Below are 20,541 nucleotides of genomic sequence, written 5' to 3'. Positions count from 1 at the left end.
TCGAGAGTCAGCGGACGTGGCACGTGCGACGACTGTGGCGCGCTGGTACCCATCCGGCGAGGTCATGCGCTCCAGCCTACTGAACAGCGACGGGTGTGAGGTCCGCATGGGAGACTGCGCGCATGGAACGCCGTCACCTGTTCGCTCTCGCTTCACCTGTCGCGCTGATGGCGCTGGGAGCCTGCGCCGGACCCGACGGTTCGACGGGCGGCGATGGCGCAGGCGGTGGCTCCGAGGGCTCGGCGCCGTCGGACAGCGGCGCCGCCCCGTCGGATGACGGCTCAGCAACGGGCACCTCCCCCAGTGGTTCCGACGACGGGACAGAAGGATTCGCATCGGACAGCGGCGGCGACACGGATGATCCTGCCCGCGCTGCGCTCGAGGCGATGAGCGACCGCGAGATCGCGGGGCAGCTCGTGCTCGTCGGCGTCATGGCCGGTTCTGCACCTTCCGCGACGCTCGCCACCGAACATCACGTCGGCGGGTATTTCCTGCTCGGCGTCTGGAAGAGCGCCCAGGCAGTGCGCGATGTGGTCTCTGCGGCGCGTGATGCGCACGCCAACGGGGTTGCGCCGCTGCTGGCCGTGGATCAGGAGGGCGGCAGCGTCCGCATGCTGCGCGGCGACGCCGCCACGCGCACAGCGTCAGCGGAAGACCTCGGAACGCAAGGACCTGAGGCGGTCCGCGAGGCATACACAACGATCGGCCAGGACCTCGCTGAGCTGGGTCTCGACTGCGCACTGGCGCCTGTCGCGGATGTGGTGGATGAGGCGTTGGGCGATGACAACGCCCCGGTGGGTGAGCTCGGCCGCGGATTCGGCACCGATCCTGATCACGTCGCCGGGTGCGTGCGCGCTGCTGTGGAGGCGCTGACCGCGCAGGGCGTGGCCGCGACCGTGAAGCATTTCCCCGGCCTTGGCCGCGTCGCCGAGAACACCGATCATGCGGCCGACGGCATCATCGATGACGCCACCGCACCCGGTGATCCGATGCTCGCGCCGTTCGCGGAGGGCATTGACGCCGGCGCCGAGCTCGTCATGGTCTCTTCCGCGATCTACCCGCAGATCGAGCCGGAGGTGCCCGCCATGTTCTCCCGTGCCGCGGTGACAGATCTGCTGCGCGGCGATATGGGCTACGACGGACTCGTGATCACCGATGACATCGGTTCCGCGGCGGCCGTGGCGCACGTGCCGGTGGCCGAACGCATCACCCGCCTGCTCGACGCTGGCGGTGACGCCGTGCTGACGGCAGATCCGTCGATCACCGCAGAACTCGTGGATGCGGTGGAGGCCTACGCGGCAGCGGATCCGGCTAAGCGGGAGCGGGTGCGCGAATCAGCGCTGCGCATGCTGGGGGTGAAGCTCAGTCCCCGTCGAGGGTGATCAGGTGATTGACCGGGCTGTGGGCGCTGTGCCCGGCACGGGAGATCTCCCAGTCGCGGGCGTTGTCGATGGCGCTGGCCAAGAATTCGCGTGCAGAGGCCACCACGGTGAACATGTCGTCGGCGGTGCCTTCTTCTCCGATCTCGTCGAGCTCGCCGGCGCGATCGAACTCCTCCAGACGCGCCAGCTGAGCGGTGATCGCGGCGGACAGCGTGTCGCCGGCACCGCGGGGATGACGCCCAGGCACGCGCTCGGCACGCAGCAGATCGGTGCCGCCCTCATGCACGATCACGTCCACGGCATCCTCGCCCGGCAGCCCACCACCGGTGACGAGCACGGCTTTCGGGCCGAGCCCGGCGAGCGCCAGCGCCTGTTCGCGCACGGTTTCGATATCCGTGGCCACGGGGCGGCCGAGCAGCTGGGCGAGCTCAGCGATGTTCGGGGTGATCAGGTCCACGATCGGCACGATGCGCTCGCGCAGCGCACGGGCACCCTCTTCGGAGATCAGCGGGGACCCGTCGGTGGAGAGCATGACCGGGTCGCACACGAGAGTTCCCAGGCTGTCCCGGTGCGCCGTGATGGCGTCGGCAACAGCCTCCACCACGGCTGCGGAGCCGAGTGCACCGATCTTGGTGGCGTCGACGTACAGGTCGGAGACGACGGCGTCGATCTGGCTGCGCACCACGTCACCGGGCAGGTAGTGGATCCCACGCAGGCCGCGCGTGTTGATCGCGCTGATCATGCTCACGGCGGACGCACCGTAGACGCCCAGGGCTGTGAAGGTTTTCAGGTCCGCCTGAATACCGGCGGCCCCATCCGAGTCCGAAGCCGAGATCGTGAGGACAAGCGGCGGTCGCATGCTGGTTCCTGTCGTGGTCGGTGCGCGCGGCACGGTCGGTGAGCGGCATCGGTGAGCGTACCAAGGGGTCATGGATGCTCGTGCGACAATCAACCGCGGGTCCACCACAGGGGAAGGGGAGGTGTGATGGCCGAGGGACACTCACCGCAGGATGACCGTGACATGGGCCGTGGTTCGCACGACGGGTCGTCATCCTCCGACGCGTCGGCACTGCCGGACTTCGCCGCCGGCGGCTCGCATCGCTATGAGGGCTCCGCGTCTGCCGTCGGCGCCCATGGCCCGGCGACCCTCGGGGAACCGACGGAGCGGGCACGCCGCCGTGCCCGAGGCACGATCATCGCCGTGATCAGCGGCTGCGTTGTACTGCTGGGCGTGCTGGCCCTCGTGCTGTCACAGACCGTGTTCCGCTCCGTGCTCGAGGATCCGCCGACGACGGCGGGCGGTGGCTCCGCCTCGCCGCGCAACGCAGAGGGCGGCGGCGAATATGTGCCGGATCCGAACGACCCCGAGCTGGCGCCTCCCCCGCCGCTGTTCACCCAGGCTCCCACGACCGACTGCTACGTCCCCAGCAGCGGCCGCACGGGCACGGGCAGCAGTCAGAACACCATGCGTGGGGGCGGCCTGGAGTTCACCTACCCGGATACATGGGACTATCCGTGGTACGGCGGTGGCGTCCCCTATCTGACGGATATCGGTGCGCAGGCACGCAATGTTGAGGGCAGCTGGTACAGCGTGGTCAACGTGGGAGCCGTGGAGTTCCCGGAATCCGAGGGCGGGTACCCGGGCATGGAGCGCGCGGCCGTGGCCATCTTCCAGTGCTACGCCACCACAGCGGGCGTCATCTCACACTTCGGTGAGCATCCCACCGTGACCGACTATCGGACCGAGTCGACCACGGTGGACGGTCATCCGGCCTGGATCGTGCAAGCCACGTACCATTTCGAGGACCCCGACATGCTCAGCAGCACGAGCGCGTCGGTCGTCACCTCAATCGTGGTGGAGGGCCCTGATGGCCCCAGTGCGCTGGCCAGCGACGTCGCTGCCGATCACGAGGACCACGTGGCGGAGCTCGAGGAGATCATCAGCAGTCTGAAGGTCGTCTCGTGAGCGGGACATCCGAGCACAGGGAGCACGGGGAGCACGGGAGGGAGCATCGATGAACACGACGGGACCGGTCACCGGGCCGAACCAGGGACGCAGCACCACGCCGGGGTCGAGCGGCCATGCGCTGCTGATCGGCGGCATCGCCTTCGCGCTGGTGTTTCTGCTGATCGTGGGCGGCACCGTGATGTTCCTGGTGCTGCGCAGCGGTGGCGGATCTCCCGGTGCCGGGGGGCGCACCGGCGGCGAGGTGACGTCGACCCCGCCGGAGGACTCGGACAGCCCGACCCCGTCGCCGAGCTCGGAGACACCCTCGGCCTCCCTCAAGCCGAGTGAGGACGGCGACTGGTGCTGGTCGCCAGAGAATCAGGAGCGGGTCTCAACGAATCCTTCCGGCAAACTGCGCGGCGGCAGCCTGGACATCATCCCGCCGCCCACGTTCGACATGCGCACCTCAGTACCGCTATGGGCGTTCACCACCGATGCGCAGACCGCAGGTATCGCCGTCGAGTCGACCTGGAGTTCATCGGTGACGGTGGGGCGCCTCCAGTGGCAGGACGGCTACGAGTACCCCGGCGATGAGGTCGCCTCGCAGCGTCTGATCAACTGCGTCTCGACGTCACCGGGTGTGTGGGGGTCGGGCAAGGGCCGCAAACTGAGCGACATCGTGACGGAGCCGGTCACGATCAACGGCATCGGCGGCTACCGCAGCACGGCAACCCTGTCTCTGGGGGATCCGCCGCCGCTGAAGGCGACCGACTCCTACACGCTGACGGTGTACGTGCTGGACACCGACGGCGGGCCGAGCGTGCTCGCTGCCGAGATCGCGACCGGGGTGAAGGCTCACGAGGAGGGCCTGAACTCAGTCGTGGAATCGGTGACCGAAGTACGCTGAGCCGCTCACACGACCGCCGAGGCAAGTCGGCAGACGTTGTCCAGGAGGGCCATCACGCGCGGCCTGCGCTGCCATTCCTCGAGCGTGAGCTCCCGGCTGCGGGCGCGGTAGGCGGCTTCCACCTCGCGCATCTTCTGCATGAAGTCGCTGCCTCCCACCATCATCGAGCTCTCCATCTGCAGCAGGAATGAGCGGATATCCATATTGGAAGAGCCGATCACGGTGACGGACTCGTCGATCGTGATGTGTTTGGCGTGCAGGATCGTCGGCGCGCGATACAGCTGGATCCGCACCCCAGCCTCGAGAAGCTGCGTGTAGTACGAGCGCTGGGCGTGGAAGACCAGGAACTGATCACCGATCTCAGAGACGAACAGCTCGACGTCCACACCGCGCCGTGCGGCCGTGATCAAGGCGCCGAGCATCGACTCGTCAGGCACGAAGTACGGGCTCACCGCCACAATCCGTTCGGACGCGGAGTAGAAGAGCTGATTGAACAGCAGAAGGTTGTTCTCGAAGACGAAGCCGGGGCCGCTGGGGACGAGCTGACACTCATAGGTGCCGGAGGTGTCGCGTGGCGTGCGCACCACGGACTCGAGCGAGAGGGTCTGCCCGGATTCGTAGTACCAGTCGATCGCGAACAGCAGGTTCATCTCGGAGACGATGGGGCCGTGCAGCCGCGCCATCGTCTCCTGCCAGTGCAGCCCGCGGCGTTTGTTCGCCCGGGAGTTGTAGTGCGAGGCGATGACGTTCTGGCTGCCCATCCATCCCACCTGGCCGTCCACGAGCAGCAGCTTGCGGTGGTTGCGCAGGTCGGGGCGTTGGAAGGCGCCGTCGCTGAACGGTTTCAGCGGCATCATCGGGTAGTGCTCGATACCGTGCTCGTCCAGGAAACGGCGCATGCGCCGGTAGGGCTTGCCGTGATGGAGCGAACCGAAGTGGTCGTACAGCACACGCACGTCCACGCCGCGCGCGCGAGCATCCGCGAAGGCCTCGAACAGTTCGCTGGTCGCGTCGTCGAGCACCATCGTGTAGAAGAGCGCGTGCACCTGGTCCTCGGCGTCGCGCACGTCAGCGGCCATAGCGGCGAGCGAGGCGGCGTAGTCGATCTCCAGGTCCGCGCTGTTGTTGCCGGTGAGCGGGAAGGCGCCGAGTTCCTTGTTCAGCCGGACGGCGGACTGCAGCCAGGAGGGGACGTCCTCATCGAGTTCGCCGTCTGGGATGGTCTCGGCTCGCACACGCATGAGGCGGTTGATCGCCACCTGCTTCTCGCGGCGTTTGCGTGGCAGCTCTGCCTTGCCCAGCATCAGGTAGAGGGGGAAGCCGACGATCGGCACCACCATGATCGCCAGCAGCCAGGCAAGTGCGGATCCGGGGCGGCGGTTGCGCGGCACGACCACGATCGCGATCACGCGCAGCACGGCGTCAAGCGCCCAGTATCCGTAGGTGAGCAGGCCGAGCCAGTGCTCCTGTACCCACTGCCAGAACTCGGCCATGGTCTCCTCCAGCGCTTGCCGTCAGCGCTCACGGTTCAAAACGACGACGGCGGGCTCCGAGAGTTCGGAACCCGCCGGACGATGGCCGCGGCTGCTCAGCCGCGGCGACTACGGGTCAGTTGTCGCGGAAGATGGCGATGATCCGCAGGATCTCGATGTACATCCACACCAGGGTGGCGGCCACACCGAAGGCACAGCGCCAGGCGTAGACCCGCGGCACACCGCCCTGGGCGGCGTCGCGCACCTGCTCGATGTCACTGGTGAGGCTGTAGGACGCCATCACCACTGCGAGACCACCGATGATCAGGCCGAAGAGGCCGCTGCGGAGGTCATTGCCGGTGATGAGCAGATAGACGATGTTGAAGAGCACGAAGCCCAGGTATGCGAGGATCGCGAAGCTGAACACCTTGGTGAGCAGCGGCGAGGTGCGCAGAATACCCAGGTTGGTCAGCAGCAGAATGACGCCGGCCACCATGAAGGTGGCGACCACGGCCTGCAGCGCGATGCCGGGGTAGGCGGTGTACTCGAACACGGAGCTGATACCGCCCAGCAGCAGCCCCTCGAACACGGCGTAGGCGATCACAGCAATCGCCGAGGGCTTCTTCTTGAAGCCGTTGATCAGCCCGGTGATGAGCCCACCGATCACACCGATGATGCTCGCGCCCATGGCGATGACCAGCCCGATCTGCATGCCGGTGGGGCCGCCGACGAGGGACAGTACGAGCGGGAGGAGGCCCACAGCGAATCCGGTCACCACGATGATCCCGAGGGTGACGCTGATGGCGTTGAGCGCGTCCCGCATGGTCATCCGGCCGGTGTCGTGTCCGGTGGCCGACGGGCGGGCGTACATGGCCTCGAGGTTGTCGTAACCGTTCTGTGTACGGCCGGTCTGCTGCGGCGTGAACTCGCTGGCCCACTGCGTCTGCTGGGGCCCGCCATAGTGCGGGCCGCCCTGCTGTGGCGCATCGTGCGATGCGTCCCCGTATCGTGCCCCCTGCTGCACGGCCTGATCGCGGCCGAAGATGATGTTGTGGCGCGCCATGGCTCTCCTTCGTCGATGCGGCTCCAGGGCCACTGTAACCGCAGGTGGTCTGCCGTGTCTGTCCGTGCGCTGGGTATTCGCCATGAGCGCAGAGTCACGGGCGCACCGGCTCGCGCATCTCGAGGTGCACGGCGCTGAGCTGTGCCTGCCGCCGTCGAGCGCGGATACGAATCAGGACCAGCACCACGATGAGCACGGCGTAACCGGTGGTGGCCACAAGCGCACCCACCACCGTCGGCGCTGTGAGACCGAAGCCCGCCGCAATCACTCCACCACCGAGCAGCGCCCCGAGAGCGTTGGCGACGTTGAAGGCGGCATGGTGCAGGGAGGCGCCGAGCATCTCGGACCGGCCCGCCACCCGCATGAGCCAGGCCTGCATGGCGGGGCTGAGCATGGCGTGCGCCAGGTTCACCAGCACGAAGGTCACGAGCAGTCCTGCCGGGGAGCCGACGGAGAGAACCAGCGCGATCATCGCGACGATGTACACCGGGAAGGCCCCCAGCAGGGTGCCGTTCAAGGAGCGGTCGGCCAGCACGCCGCCGACCACGTTGCCGATGGTCATGCCGCCACCGGCGGCCGCAAGCAGCCACGGCACGAACGCCGGGGATGTGCCCGATACCTGCGTGGAGATGTCGGCGATGTAGCTGAAGACGGTGAAGGAGCCGGAGAAGCCGATCGCGGCGATGAGCACCACGGCCCACAGCTGCACGCGTCGGAAGGCGCGCAGCTCGTCAATGACCCGTCGGCCTTCGGGGCGGTGATGCTCGGGAACGGTGGCCACGAGCATCGCGGCGGTGGCGGCGAAGACAGCAGCGATCAGCAGGTAGGAGGCTCGCCAGCCGACGGCCTGCCCGATCGCGGTGAGGGCGGGAACGCCCACGAGGTTCGCGACGGTGAGGCCACTGAGCGCGAGCGCGGCGCCTTTGCCCTGGCTGCCGGGGCCCATCAGCGAGGAGGCGATGAGCGCCGCGACCCCCAGGTAGGCGCCATGCGGCAGCCCGGCGAGGAAGCGGGCGAGAACGGTGCTGTCGAAGGAGGGCATCAGTCCGGACAGCGCAGTGGAGACGACGAGCATCCCGGCGAGCAGGATGATCAGCGCCCGACGGTTCCAGCGCACCGCCAGCAGGGACAGCAGCGGGGCGCCGACGACGACCCCCAGTGCGTAGGCACTGATGGCGTGCCCGGCCTGGGCAAGCCCCTGTTCGGGCGCGGATGCCATGAGGTCAGGCAGCAGGCTGTGGGCGAGCTGCGGCAGCAGACCCATGGTCACGAACTCTGAGCAGCCGATCCCGAATCCGCCCAGCGCCAGGGCGAACAGTGCCATTCGCCGCCGGCTCGGACCAGGGATCGCGCCGGTGACGATCGATGCACTCACGGCGTCACGATAGAACCGCAGACGGTCATCAGCGAAGGGCCTGTTGCCCTCTCGACCACGTCGAATACGTCACAGCCACAGTGCTGGCCGGTGCCTGTGCAGTGCGAGCGTCCCCCTCGTGTGCACGGCGCTTCCCCCTCATGCGCACCAGCCCCTGGCGCAGCCGGATCAGGCCGACGGACGCGCGCCGAACACGGCCGACCCGAGCCGCACGATGGTGGCCCCTTCTTCGATCGCGATCTCGAGGTCGGCGCTCATGCCCATGGACAGCTCGGCGATCGCCGGATCGGCGAGGTCTTCGCGCAGGGAGCGCAGCAGACGCAATGAGGCGCGAACGGCCTGCTCGTCGGTCGTGTTCGCACCGATGGTCATGAGGCCGACGGGGCGCAGCCACGGATCCTCATGCAGACGCGCTGCCACATCCGCGATCACCTCAGGACGCGGGGCGTACCCGCCCTTGGACTCCTCGCCCGAGGTGTTGACCTGGATCAACACGTCCTTGGGCGTGCCAGCAAGGCCCGCACGACGCGAGAGTGCTGCGGCGATGTCGTCACGGTCAACGCTGTGGATCAGATCAGCGAAAGCCACCACGTCGCGGGCTTTGTTCGTCTGCAGGCGTCCGATGAAGTGCCGCGGCACTCCGTTGTCGCGCACCAGGGGGTCGTTGTGCTTGGCGATCTCCTGAGCGCGGTTCTCCCCGACGGCGATTCTCTGTCCGCGCTCACCCAGCAGCTCAACGGCTGCCGCGATCTGCTGCGGCGTGCGGGTCTTGGTGGCCAGCAGCAGCAGAATCTCAGCACTGTCACGACCAGCGCGGTTCGACGCGGTCGCGATGCGGTCGAGCACGGCATCGACGCGTTCGGGCAGAACGGCAGTGGTATTGCGGTCGGGGTCGGCGTGATCGGTAGCGGGGGCCATGGTCTCCTCTGCAGCAGGATGTGTCGCGGGTGCGGGTCGCGCGTCCAACGTCGTGCCCCCAGCGGGACTCGAACCCGCACTGCGCCGATTTTAAGTCGGCTGCCTCTGCCGATTGGGCTATAGGGGCATTCGCTATGCGAGCCCCCAGCCTATGCTGGAGCGGTCATGTGCGCTGCGATCAGGTCTCTCGCCGATGCGCTGCGCCGGTTCGGCGATGACCGACTGGTGGAGCTTCTGCGCGCACGCCCGGATCTGGCCTCGCCTGTTCCGCAGGGCATCTCACCGCTGGCTGCGCGCGCGGCCGGAGCGGGGTCGGCTCGTCGAGCCCTGGGCGCCCTCACGCTGCCGCAGCTGCACCTGGTGGAGGCGCTCGCCGCAATGGAGGACGGGGTTTCGCCGTCGTCGCTCGCGCAGGCGGTCTCCGCGACGCCGCAGGAGATCAGCCCCGCCCTGGAGCGGCTGCAAACGCTCGCGCTCGTCTGGGGTGAGGACGAGCTGCATCTGCTGCGCCCCCTGCGCGAGGGGTTGCGCTCTGCCCGAGTGCGCCGCACCTACACGCCGCTGCGCCCGCCGCTGGAGGGCGAGCCAATCAGCGAACGTATTCCCGGTACGCGCACAGCGCAGGCCGTGGACCGTGCACTGGAGGCGGTGCGCCTGCTCACCGGATTCGCGGAGATGGATGATGATCCACCGGGGGTTCTGCGCAAGGGAGGCATCCCCCAGCGGGACCTGCGTCGTCTTGCCCTGAGAGCTGGTGTGGAGGTCCCGGTGCTCGCGACCGTGCTGCAGTCAGCCTGGCTCGCGGGGCTGATCGGGCACGATGGCGAGGAATGGCATCCGACCCGGGACTGGGACACGCTCTGCGAGCTGCCGGAGACGCAGCGCTGGGCAGAGCTGGTGCAGGCGTGGACGCATGGCCACCATCTGGCCGCGCCGGTGGGCACACCCGCGCCCGGTTCATCCGCCGATACAGCGGCGGCCTCCGCTCCGCGGGCGCTCCTCTCTGATGACCTGCACCGGGACGGTATCCGCGCCCGCCGCCTGGCTGTGCTCCGCTTCCTCTATGAGTCTCCCGGCATCGCGGCGGAACCGACGTCGATCATGAGGGCTCTGGCCTGGTCGTTCCCGCTCGTGCCGCCCGCGGTGATTGCGGAGGAGGTGGAGGCGGTTCTGCTCGAGGGCCAGACGCTAGGCGTGATCGACACGGGAGCCCTCACGGAGCTGGGCATCGCTGTTGTGGACTCGCTGAGGGCGTCGGTCGATCGCGCCGATACCCGCCTCACCCAGGCTCTCGCGCAGGCAGCACCGGACCCGGTCGACGAGCTGCTGATCGACTCGGATGGCACCGTCACGATCCCTGGCCGCCCCGCCCCCGCGCTGCATCCGCTGCTGGCGTGGTCCGAGGTGGTCTCGCGCGGCGGCGGGATCACACTGCGCCTGACCTCGTCATCGGTGCGGCAGGCGCTCGGTGCCGGCCGTGATCCGCTGGCGCTGCTGGACCTGTTGCAGGCGCATAGCCGCACCCCAGTACCGCAGACCGTCGATTACCTGGTGCGCGATGAGATGCGGCGCCATGGCCGTGTCGAGGTCTCACGCGCCTCCACCGTGCTGACCGCCGAGCCGGACGTGCTGGATCTGTTGACCGTCTCCGAGAGCGCGGCTGCGCTCAGTCTGCGCCGTCTTGCGCCCACTGTTGCGGTGACGTCATCGGATGCGGGGTTCGTGCTGCAGGTGCTGCGGCGCGCTGGCGTCTCCCCCGCTGCCGTCGGCGCCGACGGACGCTCTGCGGGCCAGGCCGCGCATCTGCTGCATGGCCGCTCTCCCGCCACGGACCTTGTGACCGCCGACGGCCCGGACCTGCGGGTGCCCCCGGATGAGGCGGTAGCGCGGATCCGCGCCGCCGATGCGGGCCAGCACGAGCAGAGCGTGAGCGACCGGCTGCTGGCGGCGATCGCTGAATCCGCGATGCTCGAGCTCGGTGTGGTCGACGGCCGCGGCGGTGTGGAGCGGCGCCGCGCCGTGCCATTGGCCCTGGATGGAGGGCGGCTGCGAGCACGCGATGACTCCGGGGAGGAGTTCACCGTGCTCGTGCATCGGGTGACCTTGGCCTGACAGTGGGCAGCTCGGCTTTGTGTCCGTGGCGATACGGCTGTGCACCCGTATCGCACGTCGCCCCGGGGCTGGGGAGTTCTCCCCGTCGATGTCATCGTCTCTGGCCGGGTACGATGACGCAGGCTCGGAGCATCCACGGGGACCGTGGAGAGTCAGCCGGGCCCAGTCAGCTCCAGCGCCACGGCGCCCGAGACATCACATCAAGGGGTACCTCATGACCGATTCCTTCAACTCGCCTGCTGCTTCGGGTTCCAGCCCCGAGACGGAGGCCGTCAAGAAGAATGCTCTGATCGCCACTATCGTCGGGTTTGTCTGCGGTGGCGCGATCCCCGGTGTGCTGGGTCTGCTCGGCTACCTCAAGGCCGACACCGAGATTGACACCGCTCGCAAGTTCACCAAGTGGGCGTGGATCGCGTTTGCCATCATCTGGGGTCTCACGATCCTCCTGACGATTCTCTACATCATCTTCGCTGTGGTCCTGGTCGGCGCGACCGCAGGCTCGTCGATGTGATCATCTGAGCGCCCGCCGGCTGGCGGGTTGCCACGACGCAGAAGGCCCGGACCACGTGGTCCGGGCCTTCTGCTGTCCGGGGCACTGTACTGGAAGGAAGCGCCCCGCTGAGAATGCCGCGGGGTTCCGCGTCAGGGTCAGCTGTCCTCCCGGTCAGCCGTCCTTCTGGTCAGCCGTCCTGGCGGGTCTGGCTACGATCCCCGGTCCACTCGATGTGGTAGGTCCCGTCAGCGTCGACCCGACGGTAGGTGTGGGCGCCGAAGAAGTCGCGCTGGGCCTGCACGAGTGCGGCGGGCAGACGCTCGGCACGCACCGAGTCGTAGTACGACAGGGTCGAGGCGAAGACCGGCACCGGCAGGCCGGCCGTTGCGGCGTAGGCCACCACGCGGCGCCATGCCGGGATGCACTCGGTGATCTCCCGCGTGAAGTACTCGTCGGCCAGCAGGAGTGCGAGGTCACCATTGCGCTCGTAGGCCTCGGTGATGCGGTCCAGGAAGCGGGCGCGGATGATGCAGCCGCCGCGCCAGATCCGTGCCATGTCGCCGAGGTTGATGTCCCAGCCGTAGTGGTCGGCGCCGGCGGCGATCTCGTCGAAACCCTGCGAGTAGCTGACGAGCTTCGCGGCGTACAGCGCCTTCTGCAGGTCATCGATGAAGGCGGCGCGGTCTGCGATCTCGGGCGCCTCTGCCTTCGCCGGCAGCACACCACGAGCGGCTTCGCGCTGCGGCACAGAACCGGAGACGGATCGCGCGAAGGTGGCTTCTGCGATTCCGGTGACGGGAACGCCCAGCTCGAGGGCGGTCTGCACGGTCCACGCGCCCGTGCCCTTCTGGGCGGCCTGGTCGAGGATCACGTCGACGAATGCCTTGCCGGTGTCGGCGTCGACCTGGTGCAGCACGTCGGCGGTGATCTCGATGAGGAAGGACTCGAGGTCGCCTGTGTTCCATTCGGCGAAGACGTCACCGATCTCCGAAGCACTCATGCCGAGCGCCTTGGACATGAGGTCGTAAGCCTCGGAGATGACCTGCATGTCGGCATACTCGATGCCGTTGTGCACCATCTTCACGAAGTGCCCGGCGCCGTCGGCCCCCACATGGGTGCAGCACGGGGCGCCGTCCACGTTCGCGGCGATCGTCTCGAACATGGGGCCCAGGCGGTCGTAGGACTCCTTGGTGCCGCCGGGCATGATCGACGGGCCGTTCAGGGCGCCCTCTTCACCGCCGGACACACCGGTGCCGACGAAATGCAGGCCCTTCGCACGCAGGGCCTCCTCACGACGACGAGTGTCGGTGAACAGAGCGTTGCCGGCGTCGACGATGATGTCGCCAGGCTCCATGCGGGCGGCGAGCTCGTCGATCACGGCATCGGTCGGGCCGCCTGCCTTGACCATGATGATCGCCACACGCGGCTTCTGCAGGGAAGCCACGAAATCGTCGATCGACTCCGACGGGTAGAACTCGCCGTCGGAGCCATGGTCAGCGATGACCTTCTCGGTGCGCTCCACGGAGCGGTTATGGATCGCAACCTTGAAGCCGTTGCGGGCCAGATTGCGAGCCAGGTTAGAGCCCATCACCGCCATGCCAGTCACGCCGATATCGGCGACGTCCGCGGGCGAGGGTGCGAAGGATGCCATGGGTGATCTCCTCGGGGTCGGTCCCGGTCGCGCGGCCGACGGGGGTGCGGCGGCGATGACGCGGGGTCGTGATCGTCACATGCATCCTACGATCGGCCCCTGACGAACGGTCCCTTGTCCCGGCTGTTGCGGCGCCTATACTAAGGGCGCCTCAGGGCACGAAGGAGCGGCGCCATGTCGACTGTCACCAGCGGGTCCCCGCGCACCGACGCGGCTGTGCGGACCCGGGGCCTGACCAAGCGCTTCGGCTCCCGCACCGCGGTGGACGCCCTGGACCTCGAGGTGCCCACCGGATCGGTGTTCGGGCTGATCGGGCCGAACGGCGCGGGCAAGTCCACGACGATGCGCATGCTCATCGACGTGCTGCGCCCGAGCGCGGGCAGCGTGAGCGTGCTCGGCCGGTCCCCGCGGCGCGGCGGCGCGCGGCTGCGTCGGCGCATCGGGTACCTGCCCGGCGAGGTGACCCTGCCGCCGGGCACGGGACGGGCGGTGCTGCGCCATCTGGCGGACCTCACCGGCTCGTCGACGGCCGACCGGCGCAGCGAGGAGCTCGCCGAGCGCCTGGACGTGGACCTCGGTCGCAGCATCCGGACCCTGTCCAAGGGCAACAAGCAGAAGATCGCCATCATCCAGGCGTTCGCGCACGACCCCGATCTGCTGCTGCTGGACGAGCCGACCAGCGGACTCGACCCGCTGGTGCAGCAGACCTTCCTGGACCTGGTGCGCGAGGCGCGCGACGCGGGCCGCACCGTGTTCCTCTCCTCGCACGTGCTCTCGGAGATCCAGCACGTGGCCGACTCCGCCGCGGTGCTGAACCGGGGGCGCCTGGTGACGGTCTCGTCGATCGACGCGCTGCGCCGCGCCCAGTCCCGCCGTGTCGCGGCGCGTCTGGCGGGCGCGGCCGAGGCGGAGGTCTCGCAGGCACTCGGAGCGGTCCCGGCGCTCGCCGCGCTGACGGTGGCCCGCCCGGACCCGACACTGCTGCCGACGGGCAGCGACGCGGACGTCGTGGACGTGAGCGGTGTGCTCGACGGCCACGCCGACGAGCTCGTCAAGGCCCTGGCGCGCTTCCGGGTGGTGGAGCTCGCCGTCCAGGAGCAGGACCTCGAGGAGTCCGTGCTCGCGATGTACGACGCGACGGAGGCCCGCTGACATGGCCCTGCTGACCCGTTCCCTGCGGGCGAGCGCGCTGTCGCTCGTGCTGCACAGCATCGCGCTGGCCGCCATCGGCTCGTTCTACCTGGCGTTCTTCTCCTCGATGTCCGATCTCCTGAGCGAGAAGAGCGCGATGATGCAGGCCTTCTCCCCGGGCATGCTGAAGGCGCTGGGGATGGAGGATCTCTCCCAGGGCGCGAACTACGCCCAGGCCGCGTTCCTCGGGCTGCTCGGGCTCGTGCTGCTCGTGGCGGCCTGCACCGGTTGGGCGGCGGCGGTGAGCGCCGGCCCGGAGGAGACCGGGGAGCTGGAGCTCACGCTCGCCCACGCGGTGACCCGTCGGCAGGTGATCCTCGAGCGGACCCTCGCGCTGCTGCTGCGCGTGATCGTGCTCGGCGCGGTCGCGCTCGCGACGATCGCGGCGTTCAACCAGTGGGGCGGGCTCGACATCCCGTGGAAGAACCTGCCGGCCGGCATCGTGTCCTGGATGGGGCTGGGCCTGCTGTGCGCCACGGCGGGGATCGCCGCCGGCGCCTGGACGGGACGGCGGGTCGCGGCGATCGGCACCGGCGTGGGCGTCGCGGTCGTCGGGTATCTGCTGAACGCCGTCGGCTCCCAGTCCCCGGACTACGACGTGCTGCTGGGCGTCTCCCCGTACGCCTGGGCGTTCCGCCACACGCCGCTCGCGAACGGCTGGGACGGGACGGGGCTCGCCCTGCTGTACGGGGTCTCCGCCGTGATGCTGGTGATCGCGCTGGTGGGGATCACGGTGCGGGACATCGGCCGCTGAGACGGCCGGAGCCCGCGACGTTCGTCGTCGCCCGGCGACGACCCTCGGCGGATCCTCTCCGCGCGGTCAGCACCTACGCTGGCATCGTCGCCGCCGCACCCGTCCTCGCGTTCGCGTCGACGCGCGCCCGTCCCGAGGAGTCCTCATGCCCGAGTCCTATTCGTACGATCACCGCGATCCGAACAGCAGCGATCCGGCGTCGCAGTCGTCGGCCCCGGCGACGGACGGTGCATCCTCCGCGCAGCCGGGCGCGGGTGCTCCCCCGGAGGAATCGGCCGCCGCCGCACCGTCGGCGCCCGCATCCGCCGGCGCGACCCGCGGCTCTCGCGAGTACGGTCTCCCGGCGCCTGCGGATGCCCATGGCCCCGCCGTCTCTCACGCGAGCACGCCCTCATCCACGGGCGCCCCGACCGATCCGTACGCCGACACCGGCCACGACGCCCGCGAGGGCGACGGCGCCGCCGGCGGCGATGCGTCGTTCGATCCGGCGCATCCGCCGAAGCCCGCTCCGGGCACCGACCTGAGCTCCGATGTGGGCGCCGCGCTGAACTTCGCCTACCGCGCCTTCGTGGCGAATCCGCTCGCCTTCATCGTGCCGGGTGTGATCTATTTCGTGGTCATCCTGGGGCTCATCGTGAGCTCGGTGATTGTCGGCTTCGTGGTGTTCTTCTCTTCCGTCGACGCGTGGGTCGCAAGCGGTTCTGATGACGTTCCCCTGCGTCCGCTGCTCATCCTGTACGCGATCATGTTCGTTGGCGCTCTGCTCGCAATGCCGTTCAGTCTGCTGTGGAGCACCGGCGCCGCGGCCGCGGGCGACAAGATCGTCGAAGGAACCAAGCCCTCGATCCGTGACAGTCTGCTCGCACCGGGTCGCGTGATCCTCACGGCGCTTCTGGTAGGGCTGATCACCACCGTCGGCATGCTGCTCTGCTATCTGCCTGGCCTTGTGGCCAGCGCGTTCTTGATCTTCGCGGTGCCGGCTGCGGCCCGCGGGGCCTCGCCTGTGGCAGCGGTGAAAGAGTCTATTGCGCTCGTGAGATCGAATCTCGGGACAGCGCTGCTGACCTGGTTGGTGGTGCAGGTGATCGCGAGCGTGGGCGGATCGCTGGTGATCACGCTTGTGATCGTGATCCCGGCCGCGTACCTGTTCGAGCTGGCCATGTTCGAGCGGATGAATGGTCGTGAGCTGCCGGATCCGCGCGCCGAGGAGCAGGCTCAGACGTCGGGGCAGGGCACGGTCACACCGGTGGCCTGAGGGAGCGTTCTGTGCGTCCGGCGGCCCCCGCCCGTCGGCCACNCCATGGAAATTACTGAGTTGTGCAGATGTGTTTCCTCCTGTGGCAGACGCCCCCAAAGTATCCTGCGTGTTGATCGCCGGCGGCGTCAGATGGTTATACGAGTCAAACCCTGGCCTGGTGACCGACGGGCCTCTCATCGTTCAAAGCGACAAGTCGCTGCTGCTGGAAACAGCGCATCCACGCGCCGCGGCAGCGCGGGCCGCGATCGCCCCATTCGCCGAGCTCGAACGCGCGCCCGAGCATGTGCACACCTACCGCATCACCAACCTTGGGCTGTGGAACGCACGTGCCGCCGGCTACGACGCGGAGACGGTGGTGGCGGCGCTGGTCGAGCATTCGCGCTACCCCGTCCCGCATGCGCTGCTCGTGGACGTCGCGGACACCATGGACCGCTACGGTCGGCTGCGCCTGGAGGCCGACCTCCAATGGGAACTCGTGCTGCATGGCGTCGATCAGGCTGTGCTCGAGGAGGTCATGCGTTCGCGCCGCGTCGCGGGCATGCTCGGCGAGCGCATCGATCCCACACGGGTCGCTGTGCACCCCTCGCAGCGCGGCGCCCTGAAGCAGGCACTGCTGAAGCTGGGCTGGCCTGCGGAGGACCACGCCGGATACGTCGATGGGGAGGCGCATCCGGTGTCTCTGCGTGAGGATGGCTGGCAGCTGCGGCCCTACCAGCGGGAGGCTGTGCAGGCTTTCGCCGACGGGGGCAGCGGCGTGGTCGTGCTCCCGTGCGGCGCCGGCAAAACGCTGGTGGGCGCCGGGGCGATGGCTGCCATGCAGCGCACCACGTTGATCCTGGTGACCTCGACCGTCTCGGCGCGTCAATGGAAGGCGGAGCTGCTAGCGCGCACACGCCTGACCGAGAACGAGATCGGCGAGTACTCGGGCACGTCGAAGCAGGTACGGCCGGTCACGATCGCGACGTATCAGGTGCTCACGGCGAAGCGGAGGGGCGTGCATCCTCATCTGGAGCTCATGAGTGCCCGCGACTGGGGGCTGATCCTGTACGACGAAGTGCATCTGCTGCCAGCGCCCGTCTTCCGCATGACCGCTGACCTGCAGGCCCGTCGGCGCCTCGGGCTGACCGCAACGCTTGTGCGGGAGGACGGGCGAGAGGGCGAGGTGTTCTCGCTGATCGGCCCGAAGCGCTACGACGCCCCATGGCAGGACATCGAGTCCCAGGGATATATCGCACCGGCGGTGTGCACGGAGGTTCGGGTCACGCTGCCCTCGGCCGATCGGATGGCGTACGCGATGGCGGAGCCAACGGACCGGGCCAGGCTCGGTGCGACGCATCCGGCGAAGCTTGACGTAGTCGCGGCGATCGCGGCTCGCCATGAGGGGGAGCCGACGCTTGTGATCGGGCAGTACCTTGATCAGCTCGAGGAGATCGCGCAACGGCTGGATTGCGAACTGCTGACGGGCCGCACACCGGTGAGGCGACGCGAGGAGCTGCTCGCGGCATTCCGCAGCGGCGAGCTGTCACGCCTGGTGGTCTCGAAGGTCGCGAACTTCTCTGTGGATCTGCCCGAGGCGTCGGTGGCAGTGCAGGTCAGCGGCGCTTTCGGGTCACGTCAGGAGGAGGCGCAACGGCTCGGCCGTCTGCTGCGCCCCAAGGCCGACGGCCGGACGGCGCACTTCTACACCGTGGTTGCGCGCGATACGCAGGATCAGGACTTCGCGGCGCACCGCCAGCGGTTCCTCGCCGAGCAGGGGTATGCGTACCGGATTGTCGACGCGGAGGATTGTGCGGCGGGGCAGGATCTGCCGGAGGGTGAGGTCGGAGCGGACTGAGCGGCGGTGATTGCGGTGCCGTGTCGCGCGCGTCCGTTCCCGTACCGCACTCGCCCCTCCCTCCCCATCACCACGCCACGCGCGTCCTTTCGCTCCCATCGCCACGCCACCCGCGCCTGCTCCATTTCCATCCCCTATCGCATCCCCTCCGCTACCCCGTGTTTTCTCCCCACTCGTCGTCATCCACATCCGGCGGATGGTGGTTCGTTTGTCAGTCGGCTTCCGTAGAGTGAATCCATCACTCGAACACACATTCGATAGACGGGGAAGGGGGAGGCCATGGAATACAAGGCACCGCGGCGTCGCTCCGCTGCGCCTCTCCCGACACGTATCCCGTTCGAGCATGTACAGCCGGATCGCTCACGTGCGCGATCACACGGCCCCCGGCGCCCCCGACCCTCACATGAACTCGGCCCGGGCCCTCGCCGAACGGTGCGCGGGCGCACTCCGCTCACGCGTGAAAAGGCACCTGCCGCAGCTGGTGTCGAGAACGATGCCACGGCTTCTGCTCGTGTTCGTGCCCTGTGGGATCTTCGCCGCGAGGAGTCCGCACTCTTCGCTGCTCGCTTGCGGGCGGCCGCGCCATTCTGGGCGGATCGCGACGCGTCAACGCTGTCCGAGGGCGCCCTTGATGACGTCGAGGAGGCGGATCTCGCCGTCGCAACAGCCCTTCGTGTGACCACGACACAGGCTGCCGCTCTGATCCGCGACGGGCATGTGGCAACTGCCCACCTGCCGCGAACTCTGGAACGCCTCGCGCACGGAGACATGCCGCCCAGCTGGTTCGCCACGTTGCTGCGATCGGTCCGCGATCTGCCCGGCGAGACGCTCAGCCTGATCGATGAACGCGTGGCGGAATGGGACCTGCACTCGATCGCAGTGAGCCGCTTCCGCCGTGAGCTGCGGCTGCTGATCACCTGGCTCACCACGGTCGACGAGGCCGCAGCTCCCCCGCCCCCGGAGTCCTTCCGGAACGTCGCCCTGATCGATACTGACTCGATCGCTGGGACGGCGACGATGCACATCGTCGGCCCAATCCCCGAGATCTTGTCGCTCTCTCACCGGCTCGATGCGGCCGCGCGCTCCCTGCAGCGTGCCCAGCGCGACGCCCTGGAGCACGGCACCGAGATCCCTTTCGGCCTGGACGGAGCCGCACGCACGACGGGCATGCCGTTGCGTCGAGCGGCTCTGCGTTACGCCGCGCTGACCCGGACGGTTCTCGATACCGGTGGGGTCGAAGTACCGCCCGACCGCTTCCGCATGAACGTGGTCGTTCCTGCCCTCACGCTGCTCGGCGTATCCGATGCGCCCGGCATGGTCGAGGGCACGCATCCGATTCCCGCTCCCATGGCGCGAGCCCTCGCTGCGCAGGAGCGCACCTGGTATCGGATCCTCACCGATCCCGCGACGGGCATGTACCTACCCGCGGCGGCTGATGCATACAGGCCCACCGCGCAGATGCTCGAACACCTGCGCCTACGCAATCCAGTGTGTGCAGTTCCGGGATGTACTCGCAGCACGCGCCGCGAGTCAGAGGCCGATCACATCGAAGAGTTCAACCACGCCGACCCGCTGCGCGGTGGGCCGACTGCACTGTCGAACCTGCACCTTCTGTGTCAACGGCATCACCGGCTCAAGACGCATCGACGCATCGACCCCGAACGCATCGATCCCGAAAGCGTCGAAGACCCACCGCCCCAGCCGCCCCCACAGTCGCACCGACCGAGTGCCGCTCACACGACCAGAGAATCCCCCAGCATTGCAGCACCTCCCCGGCAGTCGAAACCAGACACAGCTCCGAACGCCGCCACGCGCTGGCGGATTGGATCCGATGTGCAGCTCCTGGTCGATGACAGCCGTGATCTGGCGACGCCAGAGATGGTCGCAACCCTTACCGCTGCGTGGACAGCGCATCAGCACCTCGAACAAGCCCGTGAAGCGGCACGACGCGATGCTGAAGCGCGGGATGCGCGATTCGCGGAGCTGCTGCGCGAGCAGGAACGACGCCGACGTCAGGGCCTCTGCACCTGCATCCTGCCGGACCCGACCGGGCAGGACATCGATCAGGCACACCCCCTGTATGACCTCACGTGCCGAGGACGAGACTGCCCGAATGCACCACCCTTCTAACGCAGGCCCTTCTAACGCCGGCCGCGCCGATTCGGGCACGAGCCACTCAGCAC

The 20,541-nt window shown here is 68.5% G+C and carries 16 protein-coding genes and 1 tRNA gene; 10 read left to right on the top strand and 7 right to left on the bottom strand.

Annotation, left to right across the window (positions count from 1 at the left end; translation table 11 throughout):
- The first annotated feature begins 122 nt into the window (after positions 1 to 122).
- The gene (locus C8271_RS03385; protein ID WP_106506118.1) at positions 123 to 1,382 is read left to right on the top strand and encodes a glycoside hydrolase family 3 N-terminal domain-containing protein; all 1,260 of its coding nucleotides are present in this window, start codon (positions 123 to 125) and stop codon (positions 1,380 to 1,382) included.
- Here C8271_RS03385 and thiD read toward each other — a convergent pair.
- On the bottom strand, positions 1,363 to 2,241 hold the full coding sequence (gene thiD, locus C8271_RS03380) for a bifunctional hydroxymethylpyrimidine kinase/phosphomethylpyrimidine kinase (protein WP_106506117.1): 879 nt from the start codon (positions 2,239 to 2,241) through the stop codon (positions 1,363 to 1,365). The genes C8271_RS03385 and thiD overlap by 20 nt on opposite strands.
- A gap of 126 nt (positions 2,242 to 2,367) precedes the next feature.
- Here thiD and C8271_RS03375 point away from each other — a divergent pair, with 126 nt between their 5' ends.
- Together C8271_RS03375 and C8271_RS03370 are read left to right on the top strand one after the other, a co-directional pair.
- The gene (locus C8271_RS03375; protein ID WP_245920830.1) at positions 2,368 to 3,348 is read left to right on the top strand and encodes a hypothetical protein; all 981 of its coding nucleotides are present in this window, start codon (positions 2,368 to 2,370) and stop codon (positions 3,346 to 3,348) included.
- A 49-nt stretch (positions 3,349 to 3,397) separates the two neighbouring features.
- Positions 3,398 to 4,237 carry a hypothetical protein gene (locus tag C8271_RS03370; RefSeq protein ID WP_170957786.1) on the top strand — a complete coding sequence of 280 codons (840 nt, stop codon included), beginning with the start codon at positions 3,398 to 3,400 and terminating at the stop codon, positions 4,235 to 4,237.
- A gap of 5 nt (positions 4,238 to 4,242) precedes the next feature.
- Here the strand turns inward: C8271_RS03370 and cls are convergent, their stop codons facing one another.
- The 5 genes from cls to C8271_RS03345 all read right to left on the bottom strand — a co-directional run bounded on the left by cls (position 4,243) and on the right by C8271_RS03345 (position 9,192).
- On the bottom strand, positions 4,243 to 5,730 hold the full coding sequence (gene cls, locus C8271_RS03365; RefSeq protein WP_106506116.1) for a cardiolipin synthase: 1,488 nt from the start codon (positions 5,728 to 5,730) through the stop codon (positions 4,243 to 4,245).
- 115 nt (positions 5,731 to 5,845) lie between these two features.
- Positions 5,846 to 6,772 (bottom strand): Bax inhibitor-1/YccA family protein, encoded by a 927-nt coding sequence (locus tag C8271_RS03360; RefSeq protein WP_106506115.1) that lies wholly within the window; start codon positions 6,770 to 6,772, stop codon positions 5,846 to 5,848.
- Positions 6,773 to 6,866: 94 nt separating this feature from the next.
- Positions 6,867 to 8,147, bottom strand: coding sequence for an MFS transporter (locus C8271_RS03355; protein WP_245920826.1), 1,281 nt, complete (start codon positions 8,145 to 8,147; stop codon positions 6,867 to 6,869).
- Positions 8,148 to 8,315: 168 nt separating this feature from the next.
- Positions 8,316 to 9,065: a YggS family pyridoxal phosphate-dependent enzyme gene (locus tag C8271_RS03350; RefSeq protein ID WP_106506114.1), complete on the bottom strand. Its 750-nt coding sequence runs from the start codon at positions 9,063 to 9,065 to the stop codon at positions 8,316 to 8,318.
- Between the two features lie 53 nt (positions 9,066 to 9,118).
- Positions 9,119 to 9,192 (bottom strand) — tRNA-Leu (locus C8271_RS03345).
- Positions 9,193 to 9,230: 38 nt separating this feature from the next.
- On the opposite strand from C8271_RS03345, the gene C8271_RS03340 reads away from it, so the two are divergent.
- Together C8271_RS03340 and C8271_RS03335 are read left to right on the top strand one after the other, a co-directional pair.
- Positions 9,231 to 11,177 carry a helicase-associated domain-containing protein gene (locus C8271_RS03340; protein ID WP_106506113.1) on the top strand — a complete coding sequence of 649 codons (1,947 nt, stop codon included), beginning with the start codon at positions 9,231 to 9,233 and terminating at the stop codon, positions 11,175 to 11,177.
- Between the two features lie 214 nt (positions 11,178 to 11,391).
- Entirely contained in the window at positions 11,392 to 11,688 is a 297-nt protein-coding gene (locus C8271_RS03335) for a hypothetical protein (protein ID WP_106506112.1), read from the top strand.
- A 169-nt stretch (positions 11,689 to 11,857) separates the two neighbouring features.
- Here C8271_RS03335 and gndA read toward each other — a convergent pair whose 3' ends face one another.
- Positions 11,858 to 13,321, bottom strand: a complete 1,464-nt coding sequence (gene gndA / locus C8271_RS03330) for an NADP-dependent phosphogluconate dehydrogenase (RefSeq protein WP_106506111.1) — start codon at positions 13,319 to 13,321, stop codon at positions 11,858 to 11,860.
- A gap of 174 nt (positions 13,322 to 13,495) precedes the next feature.
- Here gndA and C8271_RS03325 point away from each other — a divergent pair, with 174 nt between their 5' ends.
- From C8271_RS03325 to C8271_RS03305, 5 genes are all read left to right on the top strand, one after another.
- Positions 13,496 to 14,473 (top strand): ABC transporter ATP-binding protein, encoded by a 978-nt coding sequence (locus C8271_RS03325; RefSeq protein WP_106506110.1) that lies wholly within the window; start codon positions 13,496 to 13,498, stop codon positions 14,471 to 14,473.
- Position 14,474: 1 nt separating this feature from the next.
- The gene (locus C8271_RS03320; RefSeq protein WP_106506109.1) at positions 14,475 to 15,266 is read left to right on the top strand and encodes an ABC transporter permease subunit; all 792 of its coding nucleotides are present in this window, start codon (positions 14,475 to 14,477) and stop codon (positions 15,264 to 15,266) included.
- Between the two features lie 145 nt (positions 15,267 to 15,411).
- A complete protein-coding gene (locus C8271_RS03315) occupies positions 15,412 to 16,521 on the top strand; it encodes a hypothetical protein (RefSeq protein ID WP_106506108.1) in 1,110 nt (369 codons plus the stop codon).
- Positions 16,522 to 16,681: 160 nt separating this feature from the next.
- Entirely contained in the window at positions 16,682 to 18,358 is a 1,677-nt protein-coding gene (locus C8271_RS03310) for a DNA repair helicase XPB (protein ID WP_106506107.1), read from the top strand.
- A gap of 432 nt (positions 18,359 to 18,790) precedes the next feature.
- Entirely contained in the window at positions 18,791 to 20,488 is a 1,698-nt protein-coding gene (locus C8271_RS03305) for an HNH endonuclease signature motif containing protein (RefSeq protein WP_106506106.1), read from the top strand.
- Positions 20,489 to 20,541: the final 53 nt, after the last annotated feature.

It is taken from the genome of Brachybacterium timonense (assembly GCF_900258505.1).
GTDB lineage: Bacteria > Actinomycetota > Actinomycetes > Actinomycetales > Dermabacteraceae > Brachybacterium > Brachybacterium timonense.
This window is presented reverse-complemented; position numbering and strand designations above follow the sequence as displayed.